Raw genomic sequence first — 25347 nt, 5'->3', positions numbered from 1 at the left:
GAGGTGGGGGTTTTAACCCCCGCAAAAAGCCCGCAAATACCCGGGGGCTTCAGCCCCGGAGAATCTGCTTTCCCTTCCATTTACTCTGGACTCCATGGCCACTTTCCTCGGTACTCCACTTGATCGAGCCTTCTTTCTGGGCCCGCCGGAAGAGGTTGCCGTTCGCCTGCTTGGCTGCATGCTGGTACGGCACACCGCTGAGGGGCCTTTGGCAGGCCGCATCGTTGAGGTGGAAGCCTATCTTGGCCCGCATTGCACGCCGTCCGATCCTGCTGCCCACGCCTTTCGCGGCCCCACACCGCGCAATCAGGTGCTCTTCGGGCAGGCTGGCCATGCGTACGTCTATTCCATCTACGGCCAGTATTTTTGCATGAACATCAGTTGCGAACCCAAGGGCCGGGCCGGTTGCGTGCTGCTGCGTGCGCTTGAGCCCGTGCTGGGGCTGGATGAAATGGCCCGCAATCGCGGACTTGCGACCGGCGCTCGCCCGGCAGAGCTCACCAGCGGCCCCAGCCGACTCTGTCAGGCGCTGGGGCTGACCCGCGCTCTGGCCAACGGACTTGACCTGCTGGACCCAGCCTCACCCCTACAGGTTTTTGGGGGCTCGATCCCGGAGCAAAACAAGAGAAAAACGCCGCGCATTGGAATCAAGGAAGCCGTGGACTGGCCCCTGCGCTTCATCGTGGCCGATCACCCCTGCCTGAGCGGCGCGAAGCGGCTCAATCAAGGCGGAAGCGCACTCTCCGGGGCGTAATCAAATCAAAGAATCGAAGACCCGGAGCAGGAAGCGCTCAACGGATGCGTCGTCAAAATCTTCTGGAAAGACCATGGCTTCCAGCGCAACTGCCGAAAGAAGCGGCTGCATCATGCGGATAGCAAAAATGCGTTCCGGTACTGTGCCGACGTTTTCCAGATCCTCCAGCATCTTCTGCACGGGAGAGCCGGGAATTCCGCCAAATGCCTGCTGCATGCGCACGCGCAAATGGTTCTGCGCATCGGGGTGGCGAATGGTAAACAGCTTGAACTCCAGCAGAAGCAGTGACCAGACGCGGTCTTTGCTGATTTCCAGAAAGAGACTGCGCCACTGCTCCCGCTTCTTCTCTTTCGGAGCCGGGCTTGAAAGAACGGCTTCCAGAGCCTTGCCCTTGCGCTGAAGACTCTCTTCAAACAACGCCAGAAAAATATCTTCCTTGCTCTTGAAGTGCGCGTAGATGGCGCCCGTGGTGCGCCCGGCAAGCGCCGCAACTTTGGCCATGTCGGCACCGGCATAGCCATCCTGGACAAACACTTCTTCCGCGGCGCGCAGCAGTTTTTCGCGCGTCTCCTTCGTCCTGATCTCATGCTTGTTGGGTTTGGCTTGCGTCATCCTTCTTCTTTCATCGCCTGCAGTCCGTCACTGTTCCCTGAAGGCTGCCGTCAAGCACATATCTTACATTGCACAAGTTTTTGTCTCCACTTGCCTGCGGTGCACTGGCGGCATCCTGCTTCAGCCACCGGTGCACCGTTTGCCCTCAGAAGGTGTAGACGATCCCCAGTGTCGGAATCACTGAATCGACGAATTTGGTCGTGTGAATACTGGTGAAACCAAAGTCGGGAGCCTTGTACATCAGCCCTTTAACCTGCGCGCGAATGCGCAAATTACGCGTCAGCCGGTAGTCGTCTCCGCCGCCCACAGAAAACTGGCTCACGATCTGGCGGTCAAGGCTGCCCTCGTTGCGCGGCATAAAAATCAGCGCGCCGCCACCCACTGTAATAAACGACTCAAAACGTTTGCTCAGCGGATTGCCGAATGTGATTACAGCGCTCCCTGTGGCCGCGTGTACGTCGCTGCCAATCGACGTCAGTTTGCTGCCCTCCAGGTACTTCTGCGTGTTCATAAAAAGGTCGTAGTCGGCCTGCACCGACACGTGCTTCAGAATGCGATAGCGGTAGCTGACCTCATAAGCGCCCGCTGTGGTTGGTTCGTATTTGACTCCGTTGACGGTCGTTTTACGTGCCACAACGATCCCACCACCCACCGCAATCTGCTGGGGAAGATTGGCTTGCTTGATGTGTGGTGTTTCCTGCGCACTGAGAATCGTCCCGAAGAAAAGGACTGACAACAATATGGTTAAACGTCCCATGAAAACCTCCGCTCGTTAAATCGAGATGGTTCGTGCAATCCGGCGTCTCGCCAATATTAAATAGATAATACTACGTATTTAATTTAACCAGACTCTTCCCTGATAAGTTTTCCAATGATTCCCTTCCCAATCCGGGCGGGCGGGTGCCCCCCCGACATTCCCCTCCGCGACGGCAGAAGTCTGGCTCTGCAAACCTCTTGCCACAAAACAACTGACAGCTGAAAGCTGCCTTTCCCGCTGGCCGCTGCCCTTTGCCGTATCCTCAAAGTAGAGAGCTTTCCGTGAACGACTTTACGCAGACCGTCAAACAAAGGGCCGACATCGTCAAGATCGTCGAAGGCTACATGCGTCTGCGCAAGGCCGGAGCCACCAACTACTCAGGGCTTTGTCCCTTCCACAAGGAAAAATCGCCCAGCTTCAACGTGCATGCCGTGCGCCAGTTCTTTCACTGCTTTGGCTGTGGGCTTTCGGGCGATGTGTTTTCCTTTGTGCAGAAGATCGAGAATGTCAGCTTTCCCGAGGCAGTCAAGATCGTCGCCACCAAGTGCGGCATTCCGCTGCCCAAGCGCGAGTTCAACTCCCCGGAAGAAGCCGCCGAAGCCCGCCAGCGCGGCAAGCTGATGGAGCTGAACGAGGCCGCCGCCGTCTTCTTTGAGGAGCAGCTGGCCGGCCCCGAAGGCGCTGTTGCCCGCGAATACCTTGCCGGGCGCGGACTCTCGACCGAGGGAAGCAAAAAATTCCGCATCGGCTACTCGCCCGACAGCTTCAACGCCCTGCGCGACCGCCTGAAGAACATCGCCGACGATCAGACCCTGCGCCAGAGTGGCCTGTTTTCTTCCAAGGAGCAGGGCGACGGCAACATGGGCCCGCTCTACGACCGCTTCCGCAAGCGCGTCATGTTCCCCATCTGTAATGAGAGCGGTCGGGTGATCGCCTTTACGGCGCGTACGCTGGAAACCGGCGAAAAGGCTGGCCCCAAGTACATCAACTCGCCAGAAACGCCGCTTTACCAAAAAGGCACGGTGCTGTTTAACCTGGACAAGGCCCGCACCGCCATCCGCAAGATGGAATTTGCCCTGCTCGTCGAAGGCCAGATGGACTGCATCTCGGTTTCTCTGCGCGGCATTCAAAACGTGATTGCCACCAGCGGCACGGCCTTTACCGAGCAGCAGGTAGCCTTGCTGCGCCGCCATACCTCGCAGATTGTCATCAACTTTGACCCCGACGCGGCGGGCGCGAATGCCGCTGAAAAGTCCATCTCCCTGCTCACCGAAGAGGGCTTCACCATCAAAATCGTCACGCTGGACGACGGGCTGGATCCGGACCGCTTCATCCGCGAGCGTGGCCTGGATGCTTACACGCAGGCTCTGCGCGGGGCGCGCCGCCAGTCCGACTATCTGATTGAGCGGGCCCGCCTGGCCTTTCCCGGAGCCAGCGCCGAGCAGAAGGTGAAAGCCATGAACTTCCTGCTGCCGCACATCCGCCGCATGCCGGAAAAGCTGGCCCGCGACCAGTTCGCCATGGACGCCGCGCAGAAGCTGGGCATCGATTCCGCCGTGCTGCGCGAGGAACTGCGTCAAGCTGCGCTCACCCGCCGCGACCGCATTGAGGTGAAGGCCTCGGCGCTCACCGAAGTGGAGCGCGTGCTGCTGCGGGCGCTGGCCATCACCGATTCCGACCACGAGCAGGCCCGCCGTCTGGCCGCTCGTGCGCTGGCTGAGCAGCCTGCCTGGTTTGAACATCTGGGCACCTGTCCGGCGTTGCAGTCGCTCAGCACGCGTGCTTCCGGCGACCCCATGGAAGCCGTCACCGACGAGCACCAGCGTGCCCTGCTGGCCGAGGCGCTGTTGGGTGAAACCCGTCCGCCCGAAACCACCGAGGTGCTGGGAGCTGTGCAGGAAATTCAGGAACGCGCCCTTGAACAGCGCCAGCGCCAACTGCGTACGCTCATTGCCGAAGCCGAGCGCAAGGGCGACGTGGACGAGTTGGCCACCCTCGCCCAGCAGCGTATGGAGATTGACCGCACCCTGCGCCAGTTGCACGTTCGCCCCGGCCGCTAGATTTTTAGCTTCTTTCCCCGCCGACCTGTGCGTGTAGCCATCTGATTCCCTGCCGCCGATCGATCTGGCCGGGGGGGTCTTTTCGGCCTATAATTCCTGCCAGAATTTGAATCCACCTGAAGAGATGCCTGTAACCGACATCGCTCCAGAGGAGGCTCTTGATGCGCGCACCTCTGAAATCGTTTCTGCTCTTTTCTGCCGTGGTTCTTTTAGCACTGGCTGCCCGACCGATGCTGGGCGGCAGCCCGCAGGAAACTACCGGCAAATCCGCCAAAGTCTCCCCCGAGGCGCTAACCAAGGCCAAAAAGGTTTACGCGGTAGATTGCGCGCTTTGCCACAACGACAACGGCGACGGCAAAACTGATCTGGTCAAAAGCATGAACGCCGATCCCGGCGACTGGACCATTGCCAAAACGCTGGCCGACAAGCAGGATCAGGATCTGTTTGACGCCATCCGCAAGGGCAAGGGCGTAATGCCAGCCGAGGTGGAAGGCCGCGCAGACGACGCCGTCGTCTGGGCGATGATCCATCACATTCGCTCTCTGGGGAAATAAGACCCGGGCGTAAAAAGCCGACGGCCCGTCCGACGCTTGACTGCGTCGGACGGGCCGTTTTTTTTGAAGCTCTCCAAAGAAGGAGCGATTGGTTGGGCCAAGGGGGTGTTGACGTTCATGGTGCTTCATTGCCCAGAACAGCATTGATAATCAGATTCTGTGGGCAGATCGGGAAACCAGAGTTCAATTTTGACAGACAACTTCGCATCGAGCCTGGAGATGTTCTGTCTGCCCCGTAAGGGGCGGTGGGATGCGGTGGCTCAAAGCTGTTTTTGAAGGATTTCACAGCGCCCCGCCAGGGCGCTCCGCCTCTCTGAAAGCAAACCCCGGGTTCCGCTACGCTTCACCCCTCCCGGGGTAAAAAATGAACGATCGATACGACCGATGCCATGAACGTCAACAGGCCCTCGGCCCTTCGCTGGCTGTTAAAGCCTCTGCTTCCTTCAGGAGACGCCTCAACCCACTCCGGTTTTGCACAATTTCCACTGCAGCCTGTGGATAATGTGCAAAACTCGGAAAAGTCCTTTTAGATCAATAGGCAAAGGGTGAGGAAAGCCTCAACCCTTGCGGCGATAGAGAAGCTGAAATTCGTAACTGGGATTGGTGGGAAAGAGGGTAGCCATGTGGCGCAGACGCTCGGCCAGCGCCGGAGCCGCCAGCAGCGGGTACTCGCGCTCGCGCAGGTCGCGGTAGTCAAAATCCACGGCCAGAGCCAGCATGTAGATGGCCAGCGCATCGCTGAAGGCCGACTCAAAGTAGCTGGAGCGGGCACGTTCGTCGATGGGCCGCACCCCATCCTGAGCGCGGCGGCGGGTCTCCCACGCGTCCTGGCTGGTTTCGCCTTGCACCTGCGCCTCGGCCTGCTTCCAGACCAGCGCGGAAAAGCTCTCCGGCACACCTGCGACTTCCACAAAGTTGTGGGCCACGTTGATGAAGAACTCAAAGGCCAGGCCGAAGCGGTCCTCCACCAGCCGGGTGGACAGGAATACGCCTTCAATGCCGCCAATGGTTACGTTGCGATGGCAGGTGGCGCGGTCGCCCAAATCGACGGTATAGCCGGGAGCCACCAACACGTCATTGCCCTCGCTGAGGGCCAGCGGCACAAAGTAGTAGGCGTGCTTTTCCAGCGCCGCACTTAGCGTGGCAGGCACGGCACCCACCAGCCGCTCCAGTTCAGTGTCGGAGATGCGGTTTTCGCCCCAGCCGGCATAGTGAATTCCATTTGCCGCGGTCTGTGCCACGGCATGAGAGGCCACCTTCTCGGCGTGCCAGAGTTCGGTTTGCTGTGTCGCGGTCATGCTTCTGTATTCTAGAGCCTGTCAGCGGGTTTCGCACCAGATCTGCTTGCGGTAGTTCCGCTCTGGTCCTGCCATGCGTCTAATGGGAATGCGCAGTTTCCCCCGCAATCCCTCTTTTGCCTGGGTTGTGCCGGGGGGCAAAAAGTTGCACTACGGTACGCCCGCGTGGCAGAGTGTCGTGAAGCGCTTTTTGCGCGAATGTTTGCCTTGTTGCAGCTGTCAGGAGATCGATGCCCGCAGGATCATCCATTGAAATTCTCGATCTGAGGCACTTTACCGCAGCCATGCTGCGTGGACTGCTGGAAAACGAATCCACCCTGTGGCATGAGCGCCTGCACTGGGACTATCGCAACTCCGTCAAGCTGCTGAACCAGTATCTGGACAACCGCATTCTGCCCGGCTACGCAGCCACGCTGGCCAAACAGGTCATCGGCTACGCCTTCTGCGTCTACGAAGATTCCAAGGCCGTCATCGGCGATGTCTTTGCCACGGCAGGGCCGTCCGGCACGCTGGCTACGCAGGACGAAGCGGCCACACTGCAGCGCAGACTGCTCGAGCACATGCTGGAGCTGGTGCTCAACTCGCCGCAGATTGAGCGCATTGAGTCGCAGATGCTGATTCACCCCTCCGGCACGCTCTCCCCCCTCTTTCGCGAGGCAGGCTTTGAGATCTTTCGCCGCCTGTTTCTGGTGCAGCCGCTTACCAGCCACTGGAGCCAGCCACGCCTGCGCCTGCCCAGCGAACTGGAGCTGCGGCCCTGGCGCGATGAGGATCTGACGCCCGCGGCCCGGCTCATCTGTGAGGCCTATCGTCTGCATCCCGACAGCCTGATCAACGACCAGTACCGCACCATCCAGGGCTCGCTGCGCTTCCTGAACAACATCGTGCGCTACGCTGGTTGCGGCGTTTTTTCTCCCACAACTTCGCATGTGCTTGTGCACCGTACCCATCGTGAGTTGGCCGGTCTGATTTTGGGTTCGCGCGTCAGCCCGGTCAGCGGCCACGTCACCCAGATCTGCATTCATCCCGAATACCGCCGCAGAGGGATGGCCCGCGGTCTGCTGGAGCTGGCCGCCTTCCACTTCATGCGCATGGGCGTCAGTGAAGTTTCGCTCACCGTGACCGAAGAAAATTCCACTGCTGTCCGGCTCTATCTGGAGGAAGGCTACAACTGCGTGCACAGCTTTGATGCTGCCGTCTGGCAGCGTAGCCGCATCGCCTGAGCAGGAGTCAGAATGCCCGCCCGGCGGGGACCAATTTCCGGAAAACATTTTCCTCTTATGCCAACCGCTATATCATCCTCCTATGAAGCTTGCCGCGATTCAATCTGCACTCCGCGAGGCTGGCCTGGATGGCTGGCTCTTCTACGATCATCACCACCGCGACCCCATCGCGCAGAGCATTCTCGGCCTCGACCCCAAGGCCCACATCACCCGCCGCTGGTATTACTTTGTGCCCGCCACCGGTGAGCCGCGCAAGCTGGTCCACCGCATCGAGCAGTTCCGCCTGGACACACTCGAAGGCCACAAAAGCCTCTACTCCAGCTGGCAGGAACTCCATGCCGGGCTGACCGAGTTGCTGAAGGGCTCGGAAAAAATCGCCATGCAGTACTCGGCCAACAACGACATCATGTACGTCTCCATGGTCGATGCCGGAACGGTCGAATTCCTGCGTTCGCTCGGCAAGCAGATCGTCAGCTCTGCCGACCTGATTGGCCAATTTGAGGCCGTGCTCACCACCGAGCAGAAGGCCAGCCACACTGTCGCCCAGGAGGCCATCGATGAGCTGCTGGCCGAGGGTTGGAAAGAGATTGGCCGCCACCTGCGCCCCGCTGTGGGCAGCCCCAAACCTTACACCGAGTACGACCATGTGCAGTGGCTCGGCGAGGCCATGCGCCGCGCCGGTCTCATGTGGGAGGACGGCCCCAATGTGAGCGTCAACGAGCACTGCTCCGACTCGCACTACGAGCCCACCGCCGCCAATTCCGCCACCATCCGCAACGGCGACTTCCTGCTGATCGACATCTGGGCCAAGGTGGACTGCCCCGAGGGCGTCTACTACGACATCACCTGGACCGGTACCGTGGGCCGCGAAGCCACCGACCACGAGCAGAAGGTCTTTGAGACCGTGACCAAGGCCCGCGACGCCGCCATCGCCACCGTCGAAAAAGCCTTTGCCGCCAAGCGCCCGATTGCCGGCTACGAGGCCGACGATGCCGCCCGCGCCGTCATCCGTCAGGCTGGCTTTGGTGACTACTTTACCCACCGCACTGGCCACAACATCACCAGCCAGATTCACGGACCCGGCGCACACCTGGACAATCTGGAAACCCACGACGTGCGTCTTCTGCTGCCCAACACCTGCTTCTCGGTTGAGCCCGGCATCTATCTACCCGAGTTCGGCATCCGCAGCGAAATCGACATGATGACCGAGCCCGGCAAGGCCTGGGTCACCGGCAAGCTCCAGCGCGAGCTGGTGCGCATCTAAGCGGAGCGCTCTAGACAATAAAGCAACACAAATGCAAAAAGTGGCCGCAAGGCCACTTTTTGCATTGATTGAAGAGACTTCAAACTTACTCGTCCGCGTGCGTCGTATCAGCGTTGTCAAAGCGGGTAAAGCGGCTGATGAAGTTCAGGTGCACTGTATCGGTGGGGCCGTTACGCTGTTTGGCGATGATGATCTCGCTCTTGGCGCGGTCGGCTTCGCTCAGCTCGTTGTCGCGGTCGTAGTAGGCCTCGCGGTGAATGAAGATGACCACGTCAGCGTCCTGCTCGATCGAGCCCGACTCACGCAGATCGCTCAGCAGCGGGCGTTTGTCATCGCCTCGGCGCTCGCTGGAACGGGAGAGCTGGGAGAGGGCAATCACCGGCACATCCAGTTCCTTGGCCAGGGCCTTCAGTCCACGCGAGATGGCCGAAACTTCCTGAGTACGGTTCTCATAACCCTTGCGGCTGGCGCCGGGCTGGGTGGCCGTCATCAACTGCAGGTAATCGACGACGATCAGGTCCAGTTGGCCGGTGGTCTGCTTCAGACGACGGGCCTTGGCGCGCATTTCGGTCAGTGAAATTCCGGCCGTATCGTCGATGAAGACGCGCGAATCGACCAACTGGCCGAGGGCGGTCTGCAACTTGTCGTGGTCTTCGCGGCCCAGGAAGCCGGTCTGCAACTTGCGCTGGTCCACCCAGGCCTGACTGGCCAACATACGGCGCAGGAGCGATTCCTTGCTCATTTCCAGCGAGAAGACGGCCACCGTGGCCTGATGGTTGATGGCCGCGTTCTGCGCAATATTGATGGCAAAGGCGGTTTTACCCATCGACGGACGGGCGGCCAGAATGATCAGTTCACCCTTCTGCAGGCCGCTCATCATGCGGTCCAGATCGGTAAAGTCGGTGGCCAAGCCGGTAACTTCGCGGCTCTGCTCGTAGAGCTTGTCGATCGATCCGAAAGACCCGGCCACGATCTGGTCGAGCGGCTGCAGGCCGTAGCTGATGGCGCTCTGGGTGGCCTCCAGCAGCTTGCGCTCAACGTCGCCCACAATGTCGATGACGGCGTCGCTCTGGTCGGCTGTCTGGGCAATGGCCATGGAGCAGATGCTCATCAGGCGGCGGGCCAGACTCTTTTCCTTGACGATTTTGATGTACTCGTCGATGACCGGCCGACGCGGCAAACCTTCTGTCAGCGAGGCCAGATAGGCAACGCCGCCCACCGACTCCAGCTCTTTGTTGCGGGAGAGCTCGTGCGCCAGGGTGACAATGTCCACGGCTCGCTGCGAGTCGATCATCTCGCTCATGCGCAGGTAGATACGGCGGTGCGAGTCGAGCGAGAAGTCGTCGGCGCTGATCTTTTCAGCGGCCTCGGAGTGGCTCGCGTTCTCCAGCAGAATCGCGCCAAGGATGGTTTTTTCGGCGTCGGTATTGGCCGGCAACCCGGCCTCAAGCGCAAGATTCGGGACAGATGCCATAGAGCCAGTCTAGGTCAACCGATGGAAAACCGGGCCTGTGAACCTGTGTGGATGAACGGGGAAAAACTGCAGCGTACCCGCGAAAAGCTCCGCAAACCACTTCGGAACCATGCTTTTGCAACAGGATTGAGGCAGAGATTCCGGCAAAGCGCCATGAATCGCAAAAAAAATGCGGGAGCCAGAATGGCTCCCGCGCTTTTTTGGGGAAAAATCTAGTCGGCGGCTTCGGCAACCAGCGAGGGAACCACTGTCAAAGCGCGGTAGGCAAGCAACATGCTCACGCGCCAGCGCAGAATCATGCCAAAAGCCAGAATGAAGAAGATGCCCGCCGTCTGCTGCACGGAGAGGAACTGGTCCACATAGCTGCGGGCAGCAAAACGGATGGCGGCCAGCACCAGGACCACGGCGAAGAAGGCTCCGGAACGCTTCATCATGATGGCGTCTCCGGCGCGTTCCAGCCGCGAGGTGGCCAGCAACGGCCAAGCCAGGGCAACTGCGCCGATCAGAAAGGCAGACAAAGCCCAGACGAGAGGAACCCGGAAGCCGGGCACCACGAACATCGAGAAGCCGGTGGCCATACCCAAAGGGGGAATCACGATCTTGCGCAGCGTGACGGCCGTACGACCCTCCCGCACGCGCCATACAAAAACGGCGGCCATGCCGAGAAGTGTAGCGACTGCGGAGACAGCTGGGGACAGAACCATGAGATCAACCTCGTCGGAAATTGGATGCACCAGCACTGATTTTCGCTTCGGAAAAACTGCAGTCCCCGGAAACGGCCTGTGCGGGCTCTCTTCCAGCATAGCGGCGAAGGCAGGTGGGAACAAACCACGCCATAGGCGCAGAACAGGTTAGCCCCACGTTTCAACGTGGGGTATGCAGCCCCATCGACAATAAAAGTCCCGTCAGGGACGGCGCAAATTCGAAAGCAGCGCTTTCCGCCGGTGAGGCCGTTCGCTTTCAATATTGCAGATTGCTGCAAATTACCGCCGCTTGCCAACAATCTGAGTAACTGCTTGGAAATCTCCTCCTGATTGCACCGAAAGCAGGGCAAAAATGCGGGAGAACCGCAATTTTGCGACGGGAAAAATCTGCTTGCCGTAAAATTGACCCATGACCGACCGCATGTCTTTGTCCCTTGCCCAGGCAGACCCCGAGGTCGCTGCCGCCATTGATCACGAGACGCTTCGTCAACACGAAGGTCTGGAGATGATTGCCAGCGAGAACTTTGTCTCGGAAGCCGTGCTGGAAGCAGCTGGCTCCGTCTTCACCAACAAGTACGCGGAAGGCTATCCTGGCCGCCGCTACTACGGCGGTTGCGAGTACGCCGACGTGGTGGAGAATCTGGCCCGCGACCGCGCCAAGCAGCTGTTCAACGCCGAGTTTGCCAACGTGCAGCCGCACTCTGGCTCGCAGGCCAACGCCTCGGCCTTTGCTTCGGTGATCAAGCCGGGCGACACGATCCTCGGCCTCGATCTGGCCCACGGCGGTCACCTGACCCATGGCCACAAGCTCAGCTTCAGCGGCAAGCTCTATCGCACCACGTTCTATCACGTGAGCAAAGAGACCGAGACCATCGACTATGACGAGATGGAAGCCGTAGCCATCGCCGAGAAGCCGAAGATGATCATCGGCGGCGCCAGCGCCTATCCGCGTCTGTGGGACTTTGAGCGCATGCGCGCCATCGCCGACAAGGTGGGCGCGTACTTCGTCTTCGACATGGCGCACATCGCCGGTCTGGTGGCGGGCGGCGCACATGCTTCGCCAGTGCCCCATGCGCACATCACCACCACCACCACGCACAAGACGCTGCGCGGACCCCGTTCCGGCCTGATCGTCTGCGGCAAGGACTTCCAGTTCGGCGTCAAGCCCGAGCAGACCATCGGCAAAGAGATTGACCGTACGGTCTTCCCCGGCCAGCAGGGTGGACCGCTGGTGCACATTGTGGCCGCCAAGGCCGCAGCCTTCCGCGAGGCGTTGCAGCCCGAGTTCAAGAGCTATGCCGCGCAGATCGTCGCCAATGCCAAGGCCCTCGCAGTCGCATTGCAGGCCGCCGGTTATCGTCTGGTTTCTGGCGGTACCGACAATCACCTGCTGCTGGTGGACGTCTTCCAGAAGGGCATCTACGGTTCTGAGGCTGAAGTAGCTTTGGGCAAGGCGGGAATCACGGTCAACAAGAACACGATTCCGTGGGATACCAATCCTCCGCTGAAGCCTTCCGGCATTCGCATCGGCACGCCGGCACTGACCACGCGTGGCATGAAGGAAGCCGAGATGAAGCTGATCGGCGCCTGGATTGCACGCGCGCTCGAAAGCCGCAACGACGATGCAGCACTCAACAAGATCCGTCACGAAGTAGCTGAACTGGCCGAGAAGTTTCCGCTCTACAGCTGGCGTCGTTCCTCTGCCCGCTAACTTAACGTAAATAAAACGCCGCGCCGGATTCTCTTCCGGCGCGGCGTTTTTATTTACGCAAAACTAATCCGATGAACCAGGGTTCCATGAACTAGAGTGAACAAGGCCCGGCAAGAACTGCTCTGAAGGTTGTAAGCAGGGACGCACGTGGCTCAGGAGGTGCTGTATGAAATCGCTTCAACTTTCATTGGTTGCATGTCTGGCATTGGCCGTTCCGGTCGCATTTGCGCAGGGTCCTGGAAGAGGTTCTGATTTCCATCAGGATGCGCCGGCACACGGTCCGGCAGCGTATCGTGGCGCTCCGCAGCAGTCAGGGCCGAATCGTAACTATGCCGATCATGACGGCCACCCCAATGCGCCCCACGTGGACGGCCGGATGTGGGTAGGCCATGATTCAGGGCACGGAGATATGAATTATCACGTCGATCAGCCCTTCTCGCATGGTCGCTTCCCCGGTGGCATCGGCCGCGGGCACATGTGGAGGATCGGCGGTGGCGGACCTGGCCGCTTCTGGTTCAACGGCTGGAACTTCCATGTTGCGCCCTTCGACATGGGCTATTGCAACGGCTGGATGTGGGGCAACGATCAGATCGTCATTTACGACGATCCAGACCATGCGGGCTGGTATCTGGCCTATAACGTACGCCTGGGAACCTATGTGCATGTTGAGTATCTGGGCATGTAATCCGTGCAACCTTTTTGGCTAACAACAGAGGGGCCGTCCGCACAGGACGGCCCCTCTTTGCAAAAGAGGAACAGGTTCGCAAAAGAGTACAGAACAAAACAGGAAGAGAAATTCCTTGCTGGCAGTAAGCCAAGGAAGTATATATTCTTGACTTATGTTGAGAGAAAGTATTCTTGCCCAGCTTGATGCGGAGATCGCCCGCCTGACCGAAGCACGTAAGCTTCTAACCAAGGCAGGCCGTGTTGTATTGCCCAAGGCGATTGCCAGCCAACTGCAGGGAACCAAACCGGCAAAGAAGGGCGCTAAAAAGGCTGCGAAAAAAGCTGCCAAGAAAGCTACCAAGCGCGTTCTGAGCCCCGAAGCACGCAAGCGCATTGCCGACGCACAGCATCGCCGCTGGGCCAAGCAGAAGTCAAAAAAGAACTAACCGCCCTGACCGGCTAACGCGAGAGACGGGACGTACGATGTTCCTGACTCTCGCAGATGTGTCTATTTCAGACAGAGCTTCCTCCCCTGCTCTGTGATCCTCGGGCATTGCTCGAATGGAGCCCGTACCTGTATCTGCGTATAGGTGCGTGAACAACAGACCGCACTGCGACAAAATCTTGTTTCTTCCCCCGACAAAAATCATCTTCCTGCTTGACCTGTCTATTGCTTCAGGGTTGAGAGTAGGAACAGGACGACGTACACCGTCAGCCAACTGGCGCGTCTGTGCGGTTTAAGCCGTACGGCGTTGCTTTATTACGAATCGATTGGCCTGCTCCGGCGCGCCCCGCGCACGGCCGTCAACTATGCTGCTACGGCGAGGCCTTTGGCGTGCTCCGGCGACGCTTGCTGGAGATTGAGGAAGAGGTGGCCGCGTTGCGCGCTCACCAGCAGGCCATTCTGAAACGGATGGAGCACAAAGCTCTGAGGAAGACGGAAATGATTACCAAGGAAAAATGGGTTTCCATTATGCATGGCTGCGGATTCAGCGAAGAACAGAGGATGCGCTGGCACGCCGAATTTGAGCGTGCCGCGCCCGATGAACACCAGGAGTTTCTGGAGTTCCTGCACATCGGCACGGAAGAGATTGCCAGCATCCGCCAGCGCAGCCGCAAATTCCAGCAATAACCGGAACCAACCAACGAGCGTACGCATAATTTCCTGCAAAAGAAAGACAGGAAGCGTACGCTTTTTCCAAGCTTTACACATTTCGCTTGTGGGAATCAGGGTGCGCTGAAGCGGCTCTGCGCATTCTGGTCTCGGAAAGGCAAAAGACATGAAAGCTACCGCACTCGAATTCCGTTTGCGCATGTGGATCATGATCGGGCTGGTCTTTATTGGCTTCTGGGCCCCATGGGCGCACGGAGCAGGCCGGAAAGCGCTGCTGCTGTGGCTGCCTCTGAGCACGCTACACGCCTTCGGAATGAGCTCAACCACATCAGCGCCTCTTGTAGTGGCAGCAGGCGCTCTGGCGGCCGCTGTGGGCGCGTGGCTGCGCATTTGGGGAGCAGCCAGCCTCGGCTACCAGACCGTGCACGACGAGGCCATGCAGTCCGACCTGGTGGCCAATGGCCCATATCGCTACGTGCGCAACCCGCTCTACCTGGGCGGATGGTTCATGCTGCTTGCCGTCAGCCTGCTGATGCCGGTTTCGGGCGCGTTGCTGAGCGTTCCGCTGCTAACCATCTTTTTCTTCCGCCTTATTTTTGGGGAAGAGGCGTTTCTTCAGGTGAAGCTCGGTGAACCGTATCGCAATTATCTGCGCGCGGTTCCGCGCTGGTTTCCGCGCCTGCGCGGAGCATTGCCGACAGCAGAACACAAGACGCAATGGCTCAGCGGTGCAATGGGCGAGTTGAACACCGTGGGCATTTTTATTGCCTTTGCGTTTTTTTCCTGGAGTTACAACGTAACCAACATGCTCAAGTGCATTCTTGTCAGCTTTGTGCTGGCCATGTTGGTGCGCGTGTTTTTCAAAGGCGCAACGGAAAGCAAGCCCGCGCAGTCCGGCGAGTAGACCGGCACGAAGTATTAGTTACTGCACGGTATTCCTCAGGCCAATTGTGAACAATACGGAAAACAGGGTACCTTACGCAGGGGCATAGCTATGCACGGGAGGAGTTAGGGATAACTCTTCCACATAAGTTAGAAAATGCATGTGGGAATTGCGGAAAAGACGAAAGGGAGAGCCCGTGGGCTCTCCCTTTCGAATGCGTCAAGCTGGCCTTAAATTGCGCGGACAACTTTGCGGAACGTTGTGAAACTACTTCTTGGTCGGAGCGATGACGTCCTTGGCGGCCTTGGCCACGCGGAACTTCACAACCGTCTTCGCCTTGATCTTGATCTGGGCGCCGGTCTGGGGGTTACGGCCAATGCGCGCCTTGCGCTCTGCCTTTACCAGACGACCGATGCCGGGGATCACGAACACGCCGTTCTTCTTGGTTTCCTTGATGGCCGTCTCAGCCAGCAGATCGAGGAAAGTGGCAGCCTGCTTGTTGGTGATTTCGAGCTTCTCTGCCAGGTGGCGAGTCAGGGCGGTCTTGGTCATACCAGTAGCCATGTAATTCTCCTTCTTGGGCAAACCCCTCGGGGGCGCCAATGTTGCCTGGGATCCTGCTGCAAGTGCATACCGCATGGAGGGAGTGCGACCGAGGCAACATTGAGCACGGAACCCCTCTATTCATGCGGGTCTCAAGAACCCTGTCGATGGATACAATGCCGTGTTGGACCACCTCTCGTCAACGGGAAAAGAGCCTTTTCCACAGGAAAACGGTGGTTTTTTCCGAGATTCTTCGGTTTTTGCCCATTTTTCCCGGTTTTCAACCGAAATTTCCCTGTTTTTGTGGGAAACCCGGCCGCTACCTGAGCCCGAAAAGAATCTTCTTTTTCGGCTCTTGCGCCGCCACAATCGGCTCGTTCAGGGCGTTGACAACCGGTGCCGCCAGACGAAATGCACGGATCACCTTGTCGGCGATTTTGGCGTCGAGCGCGGCCTCCGGTTCCAGCGTGGCCGACAATCCCCACTGCCGGCAGCGCACCAGATCCATGGCCGGATGCTCGGGGTCAAAACCCTTGGGCGCACGCACCAGAGGTTTGCCCTCCCACTCCGTAAATGTCCGGCGCAGGGCGGCGCTTTGCAGAAGCTTACGGAAGGATGCGTGGTTGTCGAGCAGCCAGTGGCGAATCTGCATCAGCTGCGACTTTTCCGGCATCCATGCGCCGGCGGCCAGAATCACCTCCTTGGCTTCGATGTGGAAGTAAAAACCCGCGCCGGAGGTCTTTTCACAGCCCGCCCGCGGCCACCACGCAGCAATGTGCGTCTTGTAGGGACTTTTGTCGGCGCTGAAGCGCGTGTCGCGATAGATGCGAAAGAGCGACTTCTCGGCCGGGCGAATGTACTCGGGGGCAAAGTCCATCATGGCATCGTTGACCTTGCGCACGATGGCCAGCATGGGTTCTTTCAGTTCGGCATCGTACTCGGCCTTGCGCGGCTGGAACCACTCGCGGTCATTGTGGCGGGCAAGCGAGCGCAGAAATTTAAGCGCCTCCGGACGAAAGTACGGAAGCACAACGGGAGCAGGGGAAGCTGACTTCTTGGGTTTGCAGACCATCACGCAGACAGTGTAGCGCGATGGCCGTTGCCTGCCCTAAAGCGTGCGCAGGTAGGCCAGCAGGTCGTTGAGCTGGCTGTCGCTGAGCGGCGTGGCAGGCATCATCTGACGACCGCCCACAATCACCTGGGTAAGGCGCTCGTCGGTGGGCGGCGCGCCGGAGGGCATGGCTTTGAGCTTGGTGAGCGCCTGCAGGCCGGGGCCATTCAGGCCGTGGGTGCTGCTCGGATAGTGGCAGCGGGCACATTTGGCCTCATAGACGGCAGCACCGCGCGCTTCCTCGGGCGTCCACTGAGAAGACGGCTTGGAGGGCGGCAACGGCTTACATCCGGTGGCCAACAGGCTCAGAACCACCGACAGAATCATCCGCATGGAAAAAACAGGTCTGCGCATTGCCTACGATCATACAAAAGATCCTGCGCCACGCTCCGATACTCCTTTTAAAGTCTTTTGCGACGGGGCAAAAGCCGCGCCAGGACAGGAAAAACCGGTTCAAAGCAGGCTTTTGCGCGTCTTTGGCTCGACTTTGCCGCGCCCAAGCTTCTATCCTCAAGGCATGGCGCGGTTCCGTTTCCCGCTCCACAGAAGAGAGACTGATGAGCACCCAGACAATTGCTGTTCACCTGCCCGATGGGGCAGTTCGTGAAGTGCCTTCCGGCACCACCCCCTTTGACATTGCCAACTCGATTTCTCCGCGACTGGCCGCGGCCAGCGTGGCTGCGCGGTTGATTCCGCTGCAGGCTACCGTTCCAGCCGCAACCACCGAGGACGAGCCTTCCGAGGCCAGCATGTACGCCGCTGGCAGCGATGCGGCTCCCCGTCTGGTGGACCTGAGCACTCCGCTGACGACCGACATTCGTCTGGAACTGCTCACCGAAAAGGATCCCGAAGCGCTCACGGTGGTGCGCCACTCGGCCGCCCACGTACTGGCTACGGCCGTGCTGGAGCTCTTCCCGGAGACCAAGCTGGGCCACGGTCCGGCCACCGATCAAGGCTTCTTCTACGACTTCCATCGCGAAAAACCCTTCACGCCTGAAGATCTGACCGCCATTGAAGCCAAGATGATGGAGATCATCGGCCGCGACGAAAAGTTCCTCCATGAATCCGAGCCGCGCGAAAAGGCGCTGGCCGAATTCGACAAGGACGGCGACTTCATGAAGGCCCACTTCGTGACCAAGTTCACGAAGGAAGGCGACGATGTCAGCTTCTATCGCAATGGCAAGTTCATCGACTTCTGCCGTGGACCCCATCTGCCCTCGACCGGCCGCGTAAAGGCCGTCAAGCTGACCAAGGTGGCCGGTGCTTACTGGCTGGGCGATGAAAAGAATCCGCAGTTGCAGCGCATCTACGGCACCGCCTTCTTTTCCAAGAAGGAGATGGACGCACACTTTGCCCGTCTGGAAGAGGCTGCCAAACGCGATCATCGCGTGATCGGCAAGCAGTTGGACCTCTTCAGCATTCAGGATCTGGCCGGTGCGGGTCTCATCTTCTGGCATCCCAAGGGCGCCATGATCCGCAAGACCATGGAAGACTGGATGCGCGATGAGTGCATTCGCCGTGGCTACGATCTGGTGTACACGCCGCACGTGGCCAAGGTGAATCTGTGGCAGACCTCGGGCCATGAAGGCTTTTACTCGCAGAACATGTTCACCCCGATGGAACTGGACGATGCGATGTATCGCATGAAGCCGATGAACTGTCCGTTCCACATTCTCATCTACAAGAATTCGCCCAAGAGCTATCGCGACCTGCCCGCCCGCTACGCCGAGCTCGGCAACGTGTACCGCTACGAGCGCTCGGGAACCATGCACGGCCTGCTGCGTGTGCGTGGCTTTACTCAGGACGATGCGCACATCTTCTGTATGCCCTCGCAGATTGAGGACGAAGTGGTGGCCTGCATCGACTTTGCCGAGACCGTGCTGCACACCTTCGGCTTCAAGGAGTTCAAGGTTGAGCTGAGCACCTGGGATCCGAACGACCGCGCCCACTACGCCGGCTCCGACGACAACTGGAATCTGGCCATCAACGGCCTGAAGCACGCGCTCGATCGTAAGGGAATTCCGTATAAGACGATTCCCGGCGAGGCCGCCTTCTACGGTCCCAAGATCGACTTCAAGCTGGTGGATGTGCTCGGCCGTCTGTGGCAGCTCTCCACCGTGCAGTTCGACTTCAATCTGCCGGCGCGCTTTGAGATGGAATACGTGGGCGAGGATGGCGAGCGTCATCAGCCGGTGATGGTGCATCGTGCGCTCTTCGGCTCGGTGGAGCGCTTCTTCGGTGTGCTCATCGAGCAGTACGCAGGCGCCTTCCCGCTGTGGCTGGCTCCGGTGCAGATCGGACTGGTGCCCATCAGCGAACGCCACATCAGCCACGCCGTCAAGATCGAGGCAGAACTGAAGTCGGCTGGCTTCCGCGTGGAAGTGGACGCACGCAACGAGAAGATGAACGCCAAGATCCGCGACTTTGCCAACCAGAAGACGCCCTACATTCTCGTCTTCGGCGACAAGGAAGCAGAAGCAGGCGCAGTCAGCGTGCGTGCCCGCGGCAAGGGTGATCTGGGCTCCATGCCGCTGGCCGAATTCATCGCCAAGGCCAAGGAATTGGCGGAGAGCAAATCGACCGAGCTGTAAACAGAGAACAGGGAACCGCTCAATGCTCTTTTCTCTGGCAGAAATCAACAACGGGCTTCAGCTTTACGGGATGCATTCCCGGACTGACTGAAGCCCGTTTTGTTTTCAGTTGCTTGCTGGATTCCGTAGCCAAAATAGCGGAATCGGGGCATACTGATCCCATGGCAACACAACCCGCATACGAGCACACGGTCAGCGTCGAGGAGTATCTTTCGACCGTCTACGAGCATGACTGCGAGTACGTGGACGGCGTGATCGAGGAACGCGACATGGGTGAGTTTGAACATGCATATGTACAGGGAATCCTGATTACTTTGTTCAACAATCACCGTTCCGACTGGAAGGTGTATGCACTCCCCGAGCAGCGAGTGCAGACCCAGAAAACGCACTTCCGCGTTCCCGATATTTGCGTACTGCGTACCGGCTCCGTGCGGGAATCCGTGCTCACGCATCCGCCCCTGCTGGCCATTGAGGTACAGTCGCCCGATCAGGCATTGCGTCGCACCGAGCTAAAGTGCCGGGAGTTTCTGGCCTTCGGCATCGAACATGTGTGGGTCATCGACCCGTATGCGCGGGTGGGCTATCGCGGCACCGTGAACGGCCTGGAACTGGTGCGCGACGGCGTGTTCACCGTGCCCAATTCGCCCATTCGTCTGGAGCTGGATGCGATCTTCGCCGAGTTGGATCAGGTTTAAATTCCAACAGAATACAAATAAAAAGGGCGTCCTTAGTGGACGCCCTTTTTGCTGTCTGAGGATTGCTCTAGCGATAGCGAATCTTGTCGGTACGCTGGGCTTCCAGTTGACCGCCCTGACGCAGAATATCGCGCACGTAGGATGCATTGCGCAGGCCCACCAGCTCGATGTGCGGCTCGGTAATCACCAGATGCGAGACGTTGAACATACGCAGCAGGACGGGTGTCACGATGACCGCATCGCCCAGCTTGTGCAACTCATAGGGCCGGTTAACGGTGTGCATACGGCCTTCTTCCACGATCAGACGCTGGCTCGATGCGCAGTAGCGTGTGGTCTTCAGCTTGAAGAAGTACAGGCCGAAGAGCAGCACATAGAGCGCAACAAAGGCGCACTTCACATCGAAGAGAATGCCCGAAAGCGTGAGCGGCTTGCTGGGCGCATCGTCCCCGTCAAGCGGCGTAGTGCCAACAGGCTGATTGCCGGCGGTGTCGCTCGTGCTCCCGTCGCTGCTCGTGGTGCTGTCGGTTGCCGTGGTGTCCGTTGCGGCGCTGTCGTCGGCGCTGGCGTGATGCTTCCTGTGCGAACCATGGCGCGTGGCACTGGTAGAGACCGGCACAGGCGTTTGAATGCCCGCATGCGTCAGAAAATCACGCGCGGCGGAAATGCGCGGCAGATAGCTGTTGACCTCGGAGCAGACAAAAAACAGAATGGCCAGTAGAACGACGTACTTGATGGCGCGCGGCACCAGCAGCGTCAGCGAAGGCGCTTCCTGCCAGACCATCGACTCGTCGGTGCTATAGCGAATGTGTTCGGCGCGCTCGGTAATCTGGTTATCGCCAATGTCTTTTACGACGCCGGTTCCAGCCGTAACGGAAACCGTGGCGGGCTTTTCTTCAATGACGCGCGGAAAGCCCGGCGCAGCAGGCAGATTGCTCTGGTTGGGCTGGTTGGGATGAGGAATCAGCTGATTGGATTCTTCGCTCGGAGCCAAGAAAAAACCTCCCCGGCCTGACGCCACGCGCCAGTTCTAAAAAGTAGTGTGCGTGGGTTTTTCTTGCAGGCCTCTTTTTAATTATAGAAGTACGCCGGAGACAATGTCTCCGGCGTACGTGTAAACCCTTTTTTTCTGGCTACTTTATGCGTTAATGGCCAGTCCTTCGACGGCACCGTAGGCGTCCAGCAGGCTTTCGGCCAGCGTGGGATGGGCGTGGATGGCGTTCATCATCACGTCCACTGTGCCTTCCAGTTCCAGCACTGCCACTGCTTCGCTGACGATCTCAGTAGCTCCGGGGCCAAGGATGTGCACGCCCAGAATCTCGCCGTACTCCGCCTCGCTGACGATCTTCACAAAGCCATCGTGATTGCCAAGGATCGTCGCCTTGGAGTTGCCCGCGAAGGGAAATTTGCCGATCTTGACGGTAAATCCCTTTTCCTTGGCTTCGGCTTCCGTCAATCCAACGGAGCCGATCTGCGGCTCGGTGTAGGTGCAACCCGGAATGCGGTCCTTGCGGATGGGGCGGAAGGGCTTGGCTGCGATCTTGGCGGCGGCGATCATGCCCGCCATGGCGCCCACATGGGCCAACTGCGGCAGGCCAAAGACGATATCGCCCACGGCAAAGACGCCGGGCTCGGCCGTCTGCTGCGCCTCGTCCACCTTGATAAGACCGCGCTCCAGCTCGATCTTGGTCTTTTCCAGGCCGATGTTCTGGGTGCGTCCAGCGCGGCCCACGGCCACCAGAACCTTTTCCGCTTCCTTCTGCTGGGTCTTGCCGTTGGCATCGGTCCAGGTGACGCGCACGCCGGTTTCGGTGCGTTCCACCTTTTCGACCTTGGCACCGGTATTCACGTCAATGCCGCGCTTCTTATAAAGCCGCGTAATCTCCTTGGAAACATCTTCGTCTTCCACCGGCACCACACGAGGCAGGTACTCGACGATAGTCACCTCCGCGCCAAAGCTGCGGAAGATGGAGCTGAATTCCATGCCCACCGCGCCCGCGCCAATCACGATCAGCGACTTGGGCGGCTCAGCCACCGAGAGCATCTCGATGTTGGTCAGGATGCGATCGTCGGCGGTGAGGCCAGGCAGCATTTTGGCGTCGCTTCCGGTAGCCAGAATCACATTCTTGGCCTTCACGGCCGAGGCAGCGCCCTCTTCTCCAACAACAGCGACCGTATGCACTCCGCCGGCCGCAGCGCCCGTCAGGCTGCCCGCGCCGCGCACCACGGCAATCTTGTGCTTCTTCATCAGGAACTCAAGACCCTTGGCGTGCTTGGTGGTAATTCCCTCTTTGCGCTTGAGCACGGCAGCCCAGTCGAGGCTGAGGTTGGTGGCTCCGGCAATACCCAGCTCGGCGGCGTGCTTCATCTGGTCCCACAGCTCGGCGTTGAAGAGCAAAGCCTTGGTGGGAATGCAGCCCACGTGCAGGCAGGTGCCACCCAGTTTGGGAGTGCGCTCGATGAGGGCCACCTTCAGCCCGTATTCCGCCGCGCGAATCGCCGCCGTGTACCCGGCCGGTCCGCCACCAATGACTGCTACGTCGTACAGTGTCTCTGCTGCTTCTGCCATTGCCTGCTCCTTGCGCGCAACGGGAGGGCTGCGCGATACCTCTTCAGTTTAAATCGGTGGTGGCAGGATAGGCATTCTGTCTGGTGAAGAGACTTGGACAATCACACTGGCACACTGGAATTTTGCCGCGCCGACACCTTTTCGCCTGCATGATTGTTCCGGCGTTTCCATCTTGTACCGGAGGGAGTAGGGGCATTCATGCCCCTGAATAAGGTCCGTCGAGGAACGTGCCTTCAGACACGGGGTTTTGCGCTGCGCACAAAAGGCCCATGGCTAGAGCATTTCTCCAATACACGTGCAGTGTCGAATTGCGTGCAAGGTGGTGTTTTCTCAAGGAAAAAACCACTTGGCATCCTGCTTTCGCTCTACAGCAATTGGAGAAATGCTATAAAGCCGGTCTCTTTTGCCTTTTCCCCAGGGGCATGAATGCCTCTGCTCCCTCCTAAAAACATATGCCTCTACTCTTCCGCTGCAGCCCGCCGCTCGGCCAGCAACCCCGCCGTCAGCCAGCCCACGCCCAGCAACACCATCAGGGCAATCACCGTTTGCGAAATTACACAGTACAGACACCAGACGCCCAGCACGTCCTTCTCTATGTGGCTCAGGTAGAGCGCAAATCCGCAGCCGACCACCGAGGTCGCCAGAAACGCGCCCCGCGTGCGCATCAGCGCCAACCCCACCAGCAGCAGATAACCCAGAATGCCGATGGCCGCCACCGGCGTGTGGCCAACGGTGGCGTACTGGCTATGGTTGACGATGCCGCAATCCCACCGCTCGTTGATCGAGCAGGGTTCGCTGCCAGTGTCGTAGTGTACGCGCAGGGCAAGGATGGAAACCACCACGCCCGCCAGTGCCAGAACTGCCAATAAATAACGCATACATTCTGGACGTTGGCCGCCCGAAAAAAGTAAGCCGCCCGCTTGGCGTTACGATTGTTTTCATGGATCAGGCACAGCTCTCCTCCAAAACTAAAAAAATTGCTCTCTTTGGCGGCAGCTTTGATCCGCCGCATCGGGGCCATCTGGCCATTGCCCGGGCGGCATGGCAGGCGCTGGAGTTGGACGAGGTGCTCTTTGCTCCAGTGGGCACGCAGCCGCTCAAGCCCGGCGGCGCGGCGGCCAGCTTTGCAGATCGCGTGGCCATGACCCGGCTGGCGCTAACGGACGAGCCCGGCTTTGCTCTCTCGCTCGTGGATGCGCCAGGTCCGACAGGGCAGCCGAATTACAGCTACGACACGCTGCTCCGGCTGCAAGAGGAACTGGGCGCGGAAACGCAGCTCTTCTGCTTGATTGGCGCGGACTCGCTCGCGCATCTGCGCCTCTGGCATCGCGCCGCCGAGTTGCCGTTTTTGGCGACCTTTGTTGTAGCCGCGCGGCCCGGCTTTCCACTTCAAAGCTTCAACGCTCTTCTTCCTGCCGGGCTAACGCTTGACGAGCCTTTGCAGGCCTCGGAGTCACACGGCATTGCCCTGCTCTCCGGCTCACTTGAGGACGCGCAAGGCAGGCGTGCACCCATCCATCTGCTGCCAGATCTTGACCACGACATGAGCGCCACCGGGGTCCGTCAGTTGCTGTTGCAAAATGACATTCAGACCTGCCAGAGGCTGCTGCATCCTGCCGTTTTAGCATTTCTCAGCAAAAAGAAGATCTATTGCGGCTAAACTCCTGCATTTTCGTGCTAATTCTGTCTCTGTGCAGCCACATCGGCTTTACCATGGGAGAGGAGTTTTGAACGGAACGTATGAGCACATCTGAAGCCCGAGAACAGACCCGCCTCCAAGTACAGGCAGCAGCCGCTGTCTGCGAAGACAAAAAAGGCGTAGATACCCGCATCCTTCAACTGGATCCGATCGATTCCGGCCTAGCCGATTTCTTCCTGATCACCTCAGCCTCGAACGACCGCCAGGCCGTAGCGATTGCCGACGATATCGAAATGCGCCTGAAGCGTGAGTTCGGCCTCTACGCACACTCGGTGGAAGGCCGTCAGCAGGGCGAGTGGATTCTGCTCGACTACGTCGACTTTGTCATCCATATCTTCCTGGCCGAGCGCCGCGCGTTTTATGACATCGAGCGCCTGCGCAAGTCCGCCAAGCCCTTCACACCCGAAGAGTTTGAAAAGGAATTGACGGACGCACTCAAGCAGAAGACCGTGGCCGTGCGCGAGAAGAGCGAAGCCAAGCCTGCTCCGGTAAAAAAGGCCGCCAAGAAGGTAGCCCAAAAGGCAGTTCAGCCTGCCGACGAGCCCGTCGCCCAACCGGTCGCCAAGCCTGTCGCCAAGCCCGCCGTCAAGAAGGCCGTGGCAGCAGAAAAAGCCCCGGCGAAAAAGACGGTTGCCAAGAAGGCTGCACCGGTCAAGAAGACCGCCAAGCCCGCTGCCAAGAAGGTCGTTGCGAAAAAGGTAGTCGTCAAGAAGACCGCAGCCAAGAAGACGGTTGCCAAAAAGGTTATTGTGAAAAAGTCTGTTGCTAAGAAGACCATTGTGAAGAAGGCCGTAGCCAAGAAGACTGTGGCGAAAAAGGCTGCCGTGAAGAAGACGGTTGCCGCCAAGCCCGTCGTCAAGAAGCTCGTGGCCAAGAAGACGGCTACCAAAAAGGTCGTTGCGGTAAAGAAGGCTGTTTCCGCAAAGAAGGCAGTCCAGGCAAAGAAGACGCTCGGCTCCAAGGCCAAGAAGGTTGTGGCCAAAAAGACAGCGGCCAAGCCCGTAGCCCCCAAGGTGACAAAAAAAGTCGCCAAGAAGGCACCTGCGAAGAAAGCCAAAAAGTAAGCCT

At 59.1% G+C, this 25347-nt stretch carries 26 protein-coding genes; 15 read left to right on the top strand and 11 right to left on the bottom strand.

Features of this window, described 5'->3' with window-relative positions; all coding sequences use genetic code 11:
• Positions 1-94: 94 nt before the first annotated feature.
• Positions 95-754 (top strand): DNA-3-methyladenine glycosylase, encoded by a 660-nt coding sequence (locus tag ACOBR2_RS20605; protein WP_420237961.1) that lies wholly within the window; start codon positions 95-97, stop codon positions 752-754.
• Here ACOBR2_RS20605 and ACOBR2_RS20600 read toward each other — a convergent pair whose 3' ends face one another.
• Together ACOBR2_RS20600 and ACOBR2_RS20595 are read right to left on the bottom strand one after the other, a co-directional pair.
• Entirely contained in the window at positions 755-1366 is a 612-nt protein-coding gene (locus tag ACOBR2_RS20600; RefSeq protein ID WP_420237960.1) for a TetR/AcrR family transcriptional regulator, read from the bottom strand.
• A gap of 145 nt (positions 1367-1511) precedes the next feature.
• Entirely contained in the window at positions 1512-2123 is a 612-nt protein-coding gene (locus tag ACOBR2_RS20595; protein WP_420237959.1) for a hypothetical protein, read from the bottom strand.
• Positions 2124-2404: 281 nt separating this feature from the next.
• On the opposite strand from ACOBR2_RS20595, the gene dnaG reads away from it, so the two are divergent.
• On the top strand, positions 2405-4183 hold the full coding sequence (gene dnaG, locus ACOBR2_RS20590; protein ID WP_420237958.1) for a DNA primase: 1779 nt from the start codon (positions 2405-2407) through the stop codon (positions 4181-4183).
• A gap of 161 nt (positions 4184-4344) precedes the next feature.
• On the top strand, positions 4345-4737 hold the full coding sequence (locus ACOBR2_RS20585) for a c-type cytochrome (protein WP_420237957.1): 393 nt from the start codon (positions 4345-4347) through the stop codon (positions 4735-4737).
• A gap of 557 nt (positions 4738-5294) precedes the next feature.
• Here ACOBR2_RS20585 and ACOBR2_RS20580 read toward each other — a convergent pair.
• Complete coding sequence (locus ACOBR2_RS20580) at positions 5295-6035, bottom strand: hypothetical protein (protein ID WP_420237956.1); 741 nt, start codon at positions 6033-6035, stop codon at positions 5295-5297.
• Positions 6036-6265: 230 nt separating this feature from the next.
• Between ACOBR2_RS20580 and ACOBR2_RS20575 the strand changes: the two genes are divergently transcribed.
• Both ACOBR2_RS20575 and ACOBR2_RS20570 read left to right on the top strand, forming a co-directional pair.
• Entirely contained in the window at positions 6266-7258 is a 993-nt protein-coding gene (locus ACOBR2_RS20575) for a GNAT family N-acetyltransferase (protein ID WP_420237955.1), read from the top strand.
• Between the two features lie 82 nt (positions 7259-7340).
• Positions 7341-8522, top strand: a complete 1182-nt coding sequence (locus tag ACOBR2_RS20570) for a M24 family metallopeptidase (RefSeq protein ID WP_420237954.1) — start codon at positions 7341-7343, stop codon at positions 8520-8522.
• 85 nt (positions 8523-8607) lie between these two features.
• On the opposite strand, the gene dnaB is transcribed toward ACOBR2_RS20570, so the two are convergent.
• Both dnaB and ACOBR2_RS20560 read right to left on the bottom strand, forming a co-directional pair.
• Positions 8608-9996, bottom strand: a complete 1389-nt coding sequence (gene dnaB / locus ACOBR2_RS20565; RefSeq protein ID WP_420237953.1) for a replicative DNA helicase — start codon at positions 9994-9996, stop codon at positions 8608-8610.
• Positions 9997-10208: 212 nt separating this feature from the next.
• Complete coding sequence (locus ACOBR2_RS20560) at positions 10209-10700, bottom strand: CcdC family protein (RefSeq protein ID WP_420237952.1); 492 nt, start codon at positions 10698-10700, stop codon at positions 10209-10211.
• A gap of 409 nt (positions 10701-11109) precedes the next feature.
• Here ACOBR2_RS20560 and glyA point away from each other — a divergent pair, with 409 nt between their 5' ends.
• The 6 genes from glyA (at position 11110) to ACOBR2_RS20530 (ending at position 15095) form a co-directional block, all read left to right on the top strand.
• A complete protein-coding gene (gene glyA / locus ACOBR2_RS20555) occupies positions 11110-12411 on the top strand; it encodes a serine hydroxymethyltransferase (RefSeq protein ID WP_420237951.1) in 1302 nt (433 codons plus the stop codon).
• 166 nt (positions 12412-12577) lie between these two features.
• The gene (locus ACOBR2_RS20550) at positions 12578-13096 is read left to right on the top strand and encodes a hypothetical protein (RefSeq protein WP_420237950.1); all 519 of its coding nucleotides are present in this window, start codon (positions 12578-12580) and stop codon (positions 13094-13096) included.
• 154 nt (positions 13097-13250) lie between these two features.
• Positions 13251-13523, top strand: a complete 273-nt coding sequence (locus ACOBR2_RS20545; protein ID WP_420237949.1) for a hypothetical protein — start codon at positions 13251-13253, stop codon at positions 13521-13523.
• Between the two features lie 306 nt (positions 13524-13829).
• The gene (locus ACOBR2_RS20540; RefSeq protein WP_420237948.1) at positions 13830-13985 is read left to right on the top strand and encodes a hypothetical protein; all 156 of its coding nucleotides are present in this window, start codon (positions 13830-13832) and stop codon (positions 13983-13985) included.
• Between the two features lie 35 nt (positions 13986-14020).
• Complete coding sequence (locus ACOBR2_RS20535; protein WP_420237947.1) at positions 14021-14209, top strand: hypothetical protein; 189 nt, start codon at positions 14021-14023, stop codon at positions 14207-14209.
• A gap of 148 nt (positions 14210-14357) precedes the next feature.
• Positions 14358-15095: a methyltransferase family protein gene (locus ACOBR2_RS20530; RefSeq protein WP_420237946.1), complete on the top strand. Its 738-nt coding sequence runs from the start codon at positions 14358-14360 to the stop codon at positions 15093-15095.
• A gap of 246 nt (positions 15096-15341) precedes the next feature.
• Here ACOBR2_RS20530 and ACOBR2_RS20525 read toward each other — a convergent pair whose 3' ends face one another.
• The 3 genes from ACOBR2_RS20525 to ACOBR2_RS20515 all read right to left on the bottom strand — a co-directional run bounded on the left by ACOBR2_RS20525 (position 15342) and on the right by ACOBR2_RS20515 (position 17082).
• The gene (locus ACOBR2_RS20525; RefSeq protein WP_420237945.1) at positions 15342-15638 is read right to left on the bottom strand and encodes an HU family DNA-binding protein; all 297 of its coding nucleotides are present in this window, start codon (positions 15636-15638) and stop codon (positions 15342-15344) included.
• Positions 15639-15936: 298 nt separating this feature from the next.
• Complete coding sequence (locus tag ACOBR2_RS20520; RefSeq protein ID WP_420240045.1) at positions 15937-16689, bottom strand: DUF2461 domain-containing protein; 753 nt, start codon at positions 16687-16689, stop codon at positions 15937-15939.
• A gap of 36 nt (positions 16690-16725) precedes the next feature.
• Positions 16726-17082, bottom strand: a complete 357-nt coding sequence (locus ACOBR2_RS20515; RefSeq protein ID WP_420237944.1) for a c-type cytochrome — start codon at positions 17080-17082, stop codon at positions 16726-16728.
• A 203-nt stretch (positions 17083-17285) separates the two neighbouring features.
• Between ACOBR2_RS20515 and thrS the strand changes: the two genes are divergently transcribed.
• A complete protein-coding gene (gene thrS / locus ACOBR2_RS20510) occupies positions 17286-19319 on the top strand; it encodes a threonine--tRNA ligase (RefSeq protein WP_420237943.1) in 2034 nt (677 codons plus the stop codon).
• A 161-nt stretch (positions 19320-19480) separates the two neighbouring features.
• On the top strand, positions 19481-20014 hold the full coding sequence (locus tag ACOBR2_RS20505) for a Uma2 family endonuclease (RefSeq protein ID WP_420237942.1): 534 nt from the start codon (positions 19481-19483) through the stop codon (positions 20012-20014).
• Between the two features lie 67 nt (positions 20015-20081).
• On the opposite strand, the gene ACOBR2_RS20500 is transcribed toward ACOBR2_RS20505, so the two are convergent.
• The 3 genes from ACOBR2_RS20500 to ACOBR2_RS20490 all read right to left on the bottom strand — a co-directional run bounded on the left by ACOBR2_RS20500 (position 20082) and on the right by ACOBR2_RS20490 (position 23446).
• Complete coding sequence (locus tag ACOBR2_RS20500) at positions 20082-21005, bottom strand: PH domain-containing protein (protein ID WP_420237941.1); 924 nt, start codon at positions 21003-21005, stop codon at positions 20082-20084.
• Between the two features lie 144 nt (positions 21006-21149).
• Positions 21150-22580, bottom strand: a complete 1431-nt coding sequence (gene lpdA, locus ACOBR2_RS20495) for a dihydrolipoyl dehydrogenase (protein WP_420237940.1) — start codon at positions 22578-22580, stop codon at positions 21150-21152.
• 458 nt (positions 22581-23038) lie between these two features.
• Positions 23039-23446: a vitamin K epoxide reductase family protein gene (locus tag ACOBR2_RS20490; RefSeq protein WP_420237939.1), complete on the bottom strand. Its 408-nt coding sequence runs from the start codon at positions 23444-23446 to the stop codon at positions 23039-23041.
• A 74-nt stretch (positions 23447-23520) separates the two neighbouring features.
• Here ACOBR2_RS20490 and nadD point away from each other — a divergent pair, with 74 nt between their 5' ends.
• Both nadD and rsfS read left to right on the top strand, forming a co-directional pair.
• Positions 23521-24240 carry a nicotinate (nicotinamide) nucleotide adenylyltransferase gene (nadD, locus tag ACOBR2_RS20485; protein WP_420237938.1) on the top strand — a complete coding sequence of 240 codons (720 nt, stop codon included), beginning with the start codon at positions 23521-23523 and terminating at the stop codon, positions 24238-24240.
• A gap of 80 nt (positions 24241-24320) precedes the next feature.
• On the top strand, positions 24321-25343 hold the full coding sequence (rsfS, locus tag ACOBR2_RS20480; protein WP_420237937.1) for a ribosome silencing factor: 1023 nt from the start codon (positions 24321-24323) through the stop codon (positions 25341-25343).
• Positions 25344-25347 lie beyond the last annotated feature (4 nt).

This window comes from Telmatobacter bradus, from assembly GCF_048629425.1.
In the GTDB taxonomy this organism is placed as follows: Bacteria; Acidobacteriota; Terriglobia; order Terriglobales; family Acidobacteriaceae; genus Telmatobacter; species Telmatobacter bradus.
Note: the sequence above shows the minus strand (reverse complement) of the source record. Positions and strands in the feature narration are given on the sequence as shown.

What these genes read in the sequence shown, in the direction of transcription:
- ACOBR2_RS20605 (WP_420237961.1), top strand. Translation starts at nt 95, where the DNA reads ATGGCCACTTTCCTCGGTACTCCACTTGATCGAGCCTTCTTTCTGGGC.
- ACOBR2_RS20600 (WP_420237960.1), bottom strand. Translation starts at nt 1,366, where the DNA reads ATGACGCAAGCCAAACCCAACAAGCATGAGATCAGGACGAAGGAGACG.
- ACOBR2_RS20595 (WP_420237959.1), bottom strand. Translation starts at nt 2,123, where the DNA reads ATGGGACGTTTAACCATATTGTTGTCAGTCCTTTTCTTCGGGACGATT.
- ACOBR2_RS20585 (WP_420237957.1), top strand. Translation starts at nt 4,345, where the DNA reads ATGCGCGCACCTCTGAAATCGTTTCTGCTCTTTTCTGCCGTGGTTCTT.
- ACOBR2_RS20580 (WP_420237956.1), bottom strand. Translation starts at nt 6,035, where the DNA reads ATGACCGCGACACAGCAAACCGAACTCTGGCACGCCGAGAAGGTGGCC.
- ACOBR2_RS20575 (WP_420237955.1), top strand. Translation starts at nt 6,266, where the DNA reads ATGCCCGCAGGATCATCCATTGAAATTCTCGATCTGAGGCACTTTACC.
- ACOBR2_RS20570 (WP_420237954.1), top strand. Translation starts at nt 7,341, where the DNA reads ATGAAGCTTGCCGCGATTCAATCTGCACTCCGCGAGGCTGGCCTGGAT.
- dnaB (WP_420237953.1), bottom strand. Translation starts at nt 9,996, where the DNA reads ATGGCATCTGTCCCGAATCTTGCGCTTGAGGCCGGGTTGCCGGCCAAT.
- ACOBR2_RS20560 (WP_420237952.1), bottom strand. Translation starts at nt 10,700, where the DNA reads ATGGTTCTGTCCCCAGCTGTCTCCGCAGTCGCTACACTTCTCGGCATG.
- glyA (WP_420237951.1), top strand. Translation starts at nt 11,110, where the DNA reads ATGACCGACCGCATGTCTTTGTCCCTTGCCCAGGCAGACCCCGAGGTC.
- ACOBR2_RS20550 (WP_420237950.1), top strand. Translation starts at nt 12,578, where the DNA reads ATGAAATCGCTTCAACTTTCATTGGTTGCATGTCTGGCATTGGCCGTT.
- ACOBR2_RS20545 (WP_420237949.1), top strand. Translation starts at nt 13,251, where the DNA reads ATGTTGAGAGAAAGTATTCTTGCCCAGCTTGATGCGGAGATCGCCCGC.
- ACOBR2_RS20535 (WP_420237947.1), top strand. Translation starts at nt 14,021, where the DNA reads ATGATTACCAAGGAAAAATGGGTTTCCATTATGCATGGCTGCGGATTC.
- ACOBR2_RS20530 (WP_420237946.1), top strand. Translation starts at nt 14,358, where the DNA reads ATGAAAGCTACCGCACTCGAATTCCGTTTGCGCATGTGGATCATGATC.
- ACOBR2_RS20525 (WP_420237945.1), bottom strand. Translation starts at nt 15,638, where the DNA reads ATGGCTACTGGTATGACCAAGACCGCCCTGACTCGCCACCTGGCAGAG.
- ACOBR2_RS20520 (WP_420240045.1), bottom strand. Translation starts at nt 16,689, where the DNA reads ATGGTCTGCAAACCCAAGAAGTCAGCTTCCCCTGCTCCCGTTGTGCTT.
- ACOBR2_RS20515 (WP_420237944.1), bottom strand. Translation starts at nt 17,082, where the DNA reads ATGCGCAGACCTGTTTTTTCCATGCGGATGATTCTGTCGGTGGTTCTG.
- thrS (WP_420237943.1), top strand. Translation starts at nt 17,286, where the DNA reads ATGAGCACCCAGACAATTGCTGTTCACCTGCCCGATGGGGCAGTTCGT.
- ACOBR2_RS20505 (WP_420237942.1), top strand. Translation starts at nt 19,481, where the DNA reads ATGGCAACACAACCCGCATACGAGCACACGGTCAGCGTCGAGGAGTAT.
- lpdA (WP_420237940.1), bottom strand. Translation starts at nt 22,580, where the DNA reads ATGGCAGAAGCAGCAGAGACACTGTACGACGTAGCAGTCATTGGTGGC.
- nadD (WP_420237938.1), top strand. Translation starts at nt 23,521, where the DNA reads ATGGATCAGGCACAGCTCTCCTCCAAAACTAAAAAAATTGCTCTCTTT.
- rsfS (WP_420237937.1), top strand. Translation starts at nt 24,321, where the DNA reads ATGAGCACATCTGAAGCCCGAGAACAGACCCGCCTCCAAGTACAGGCA.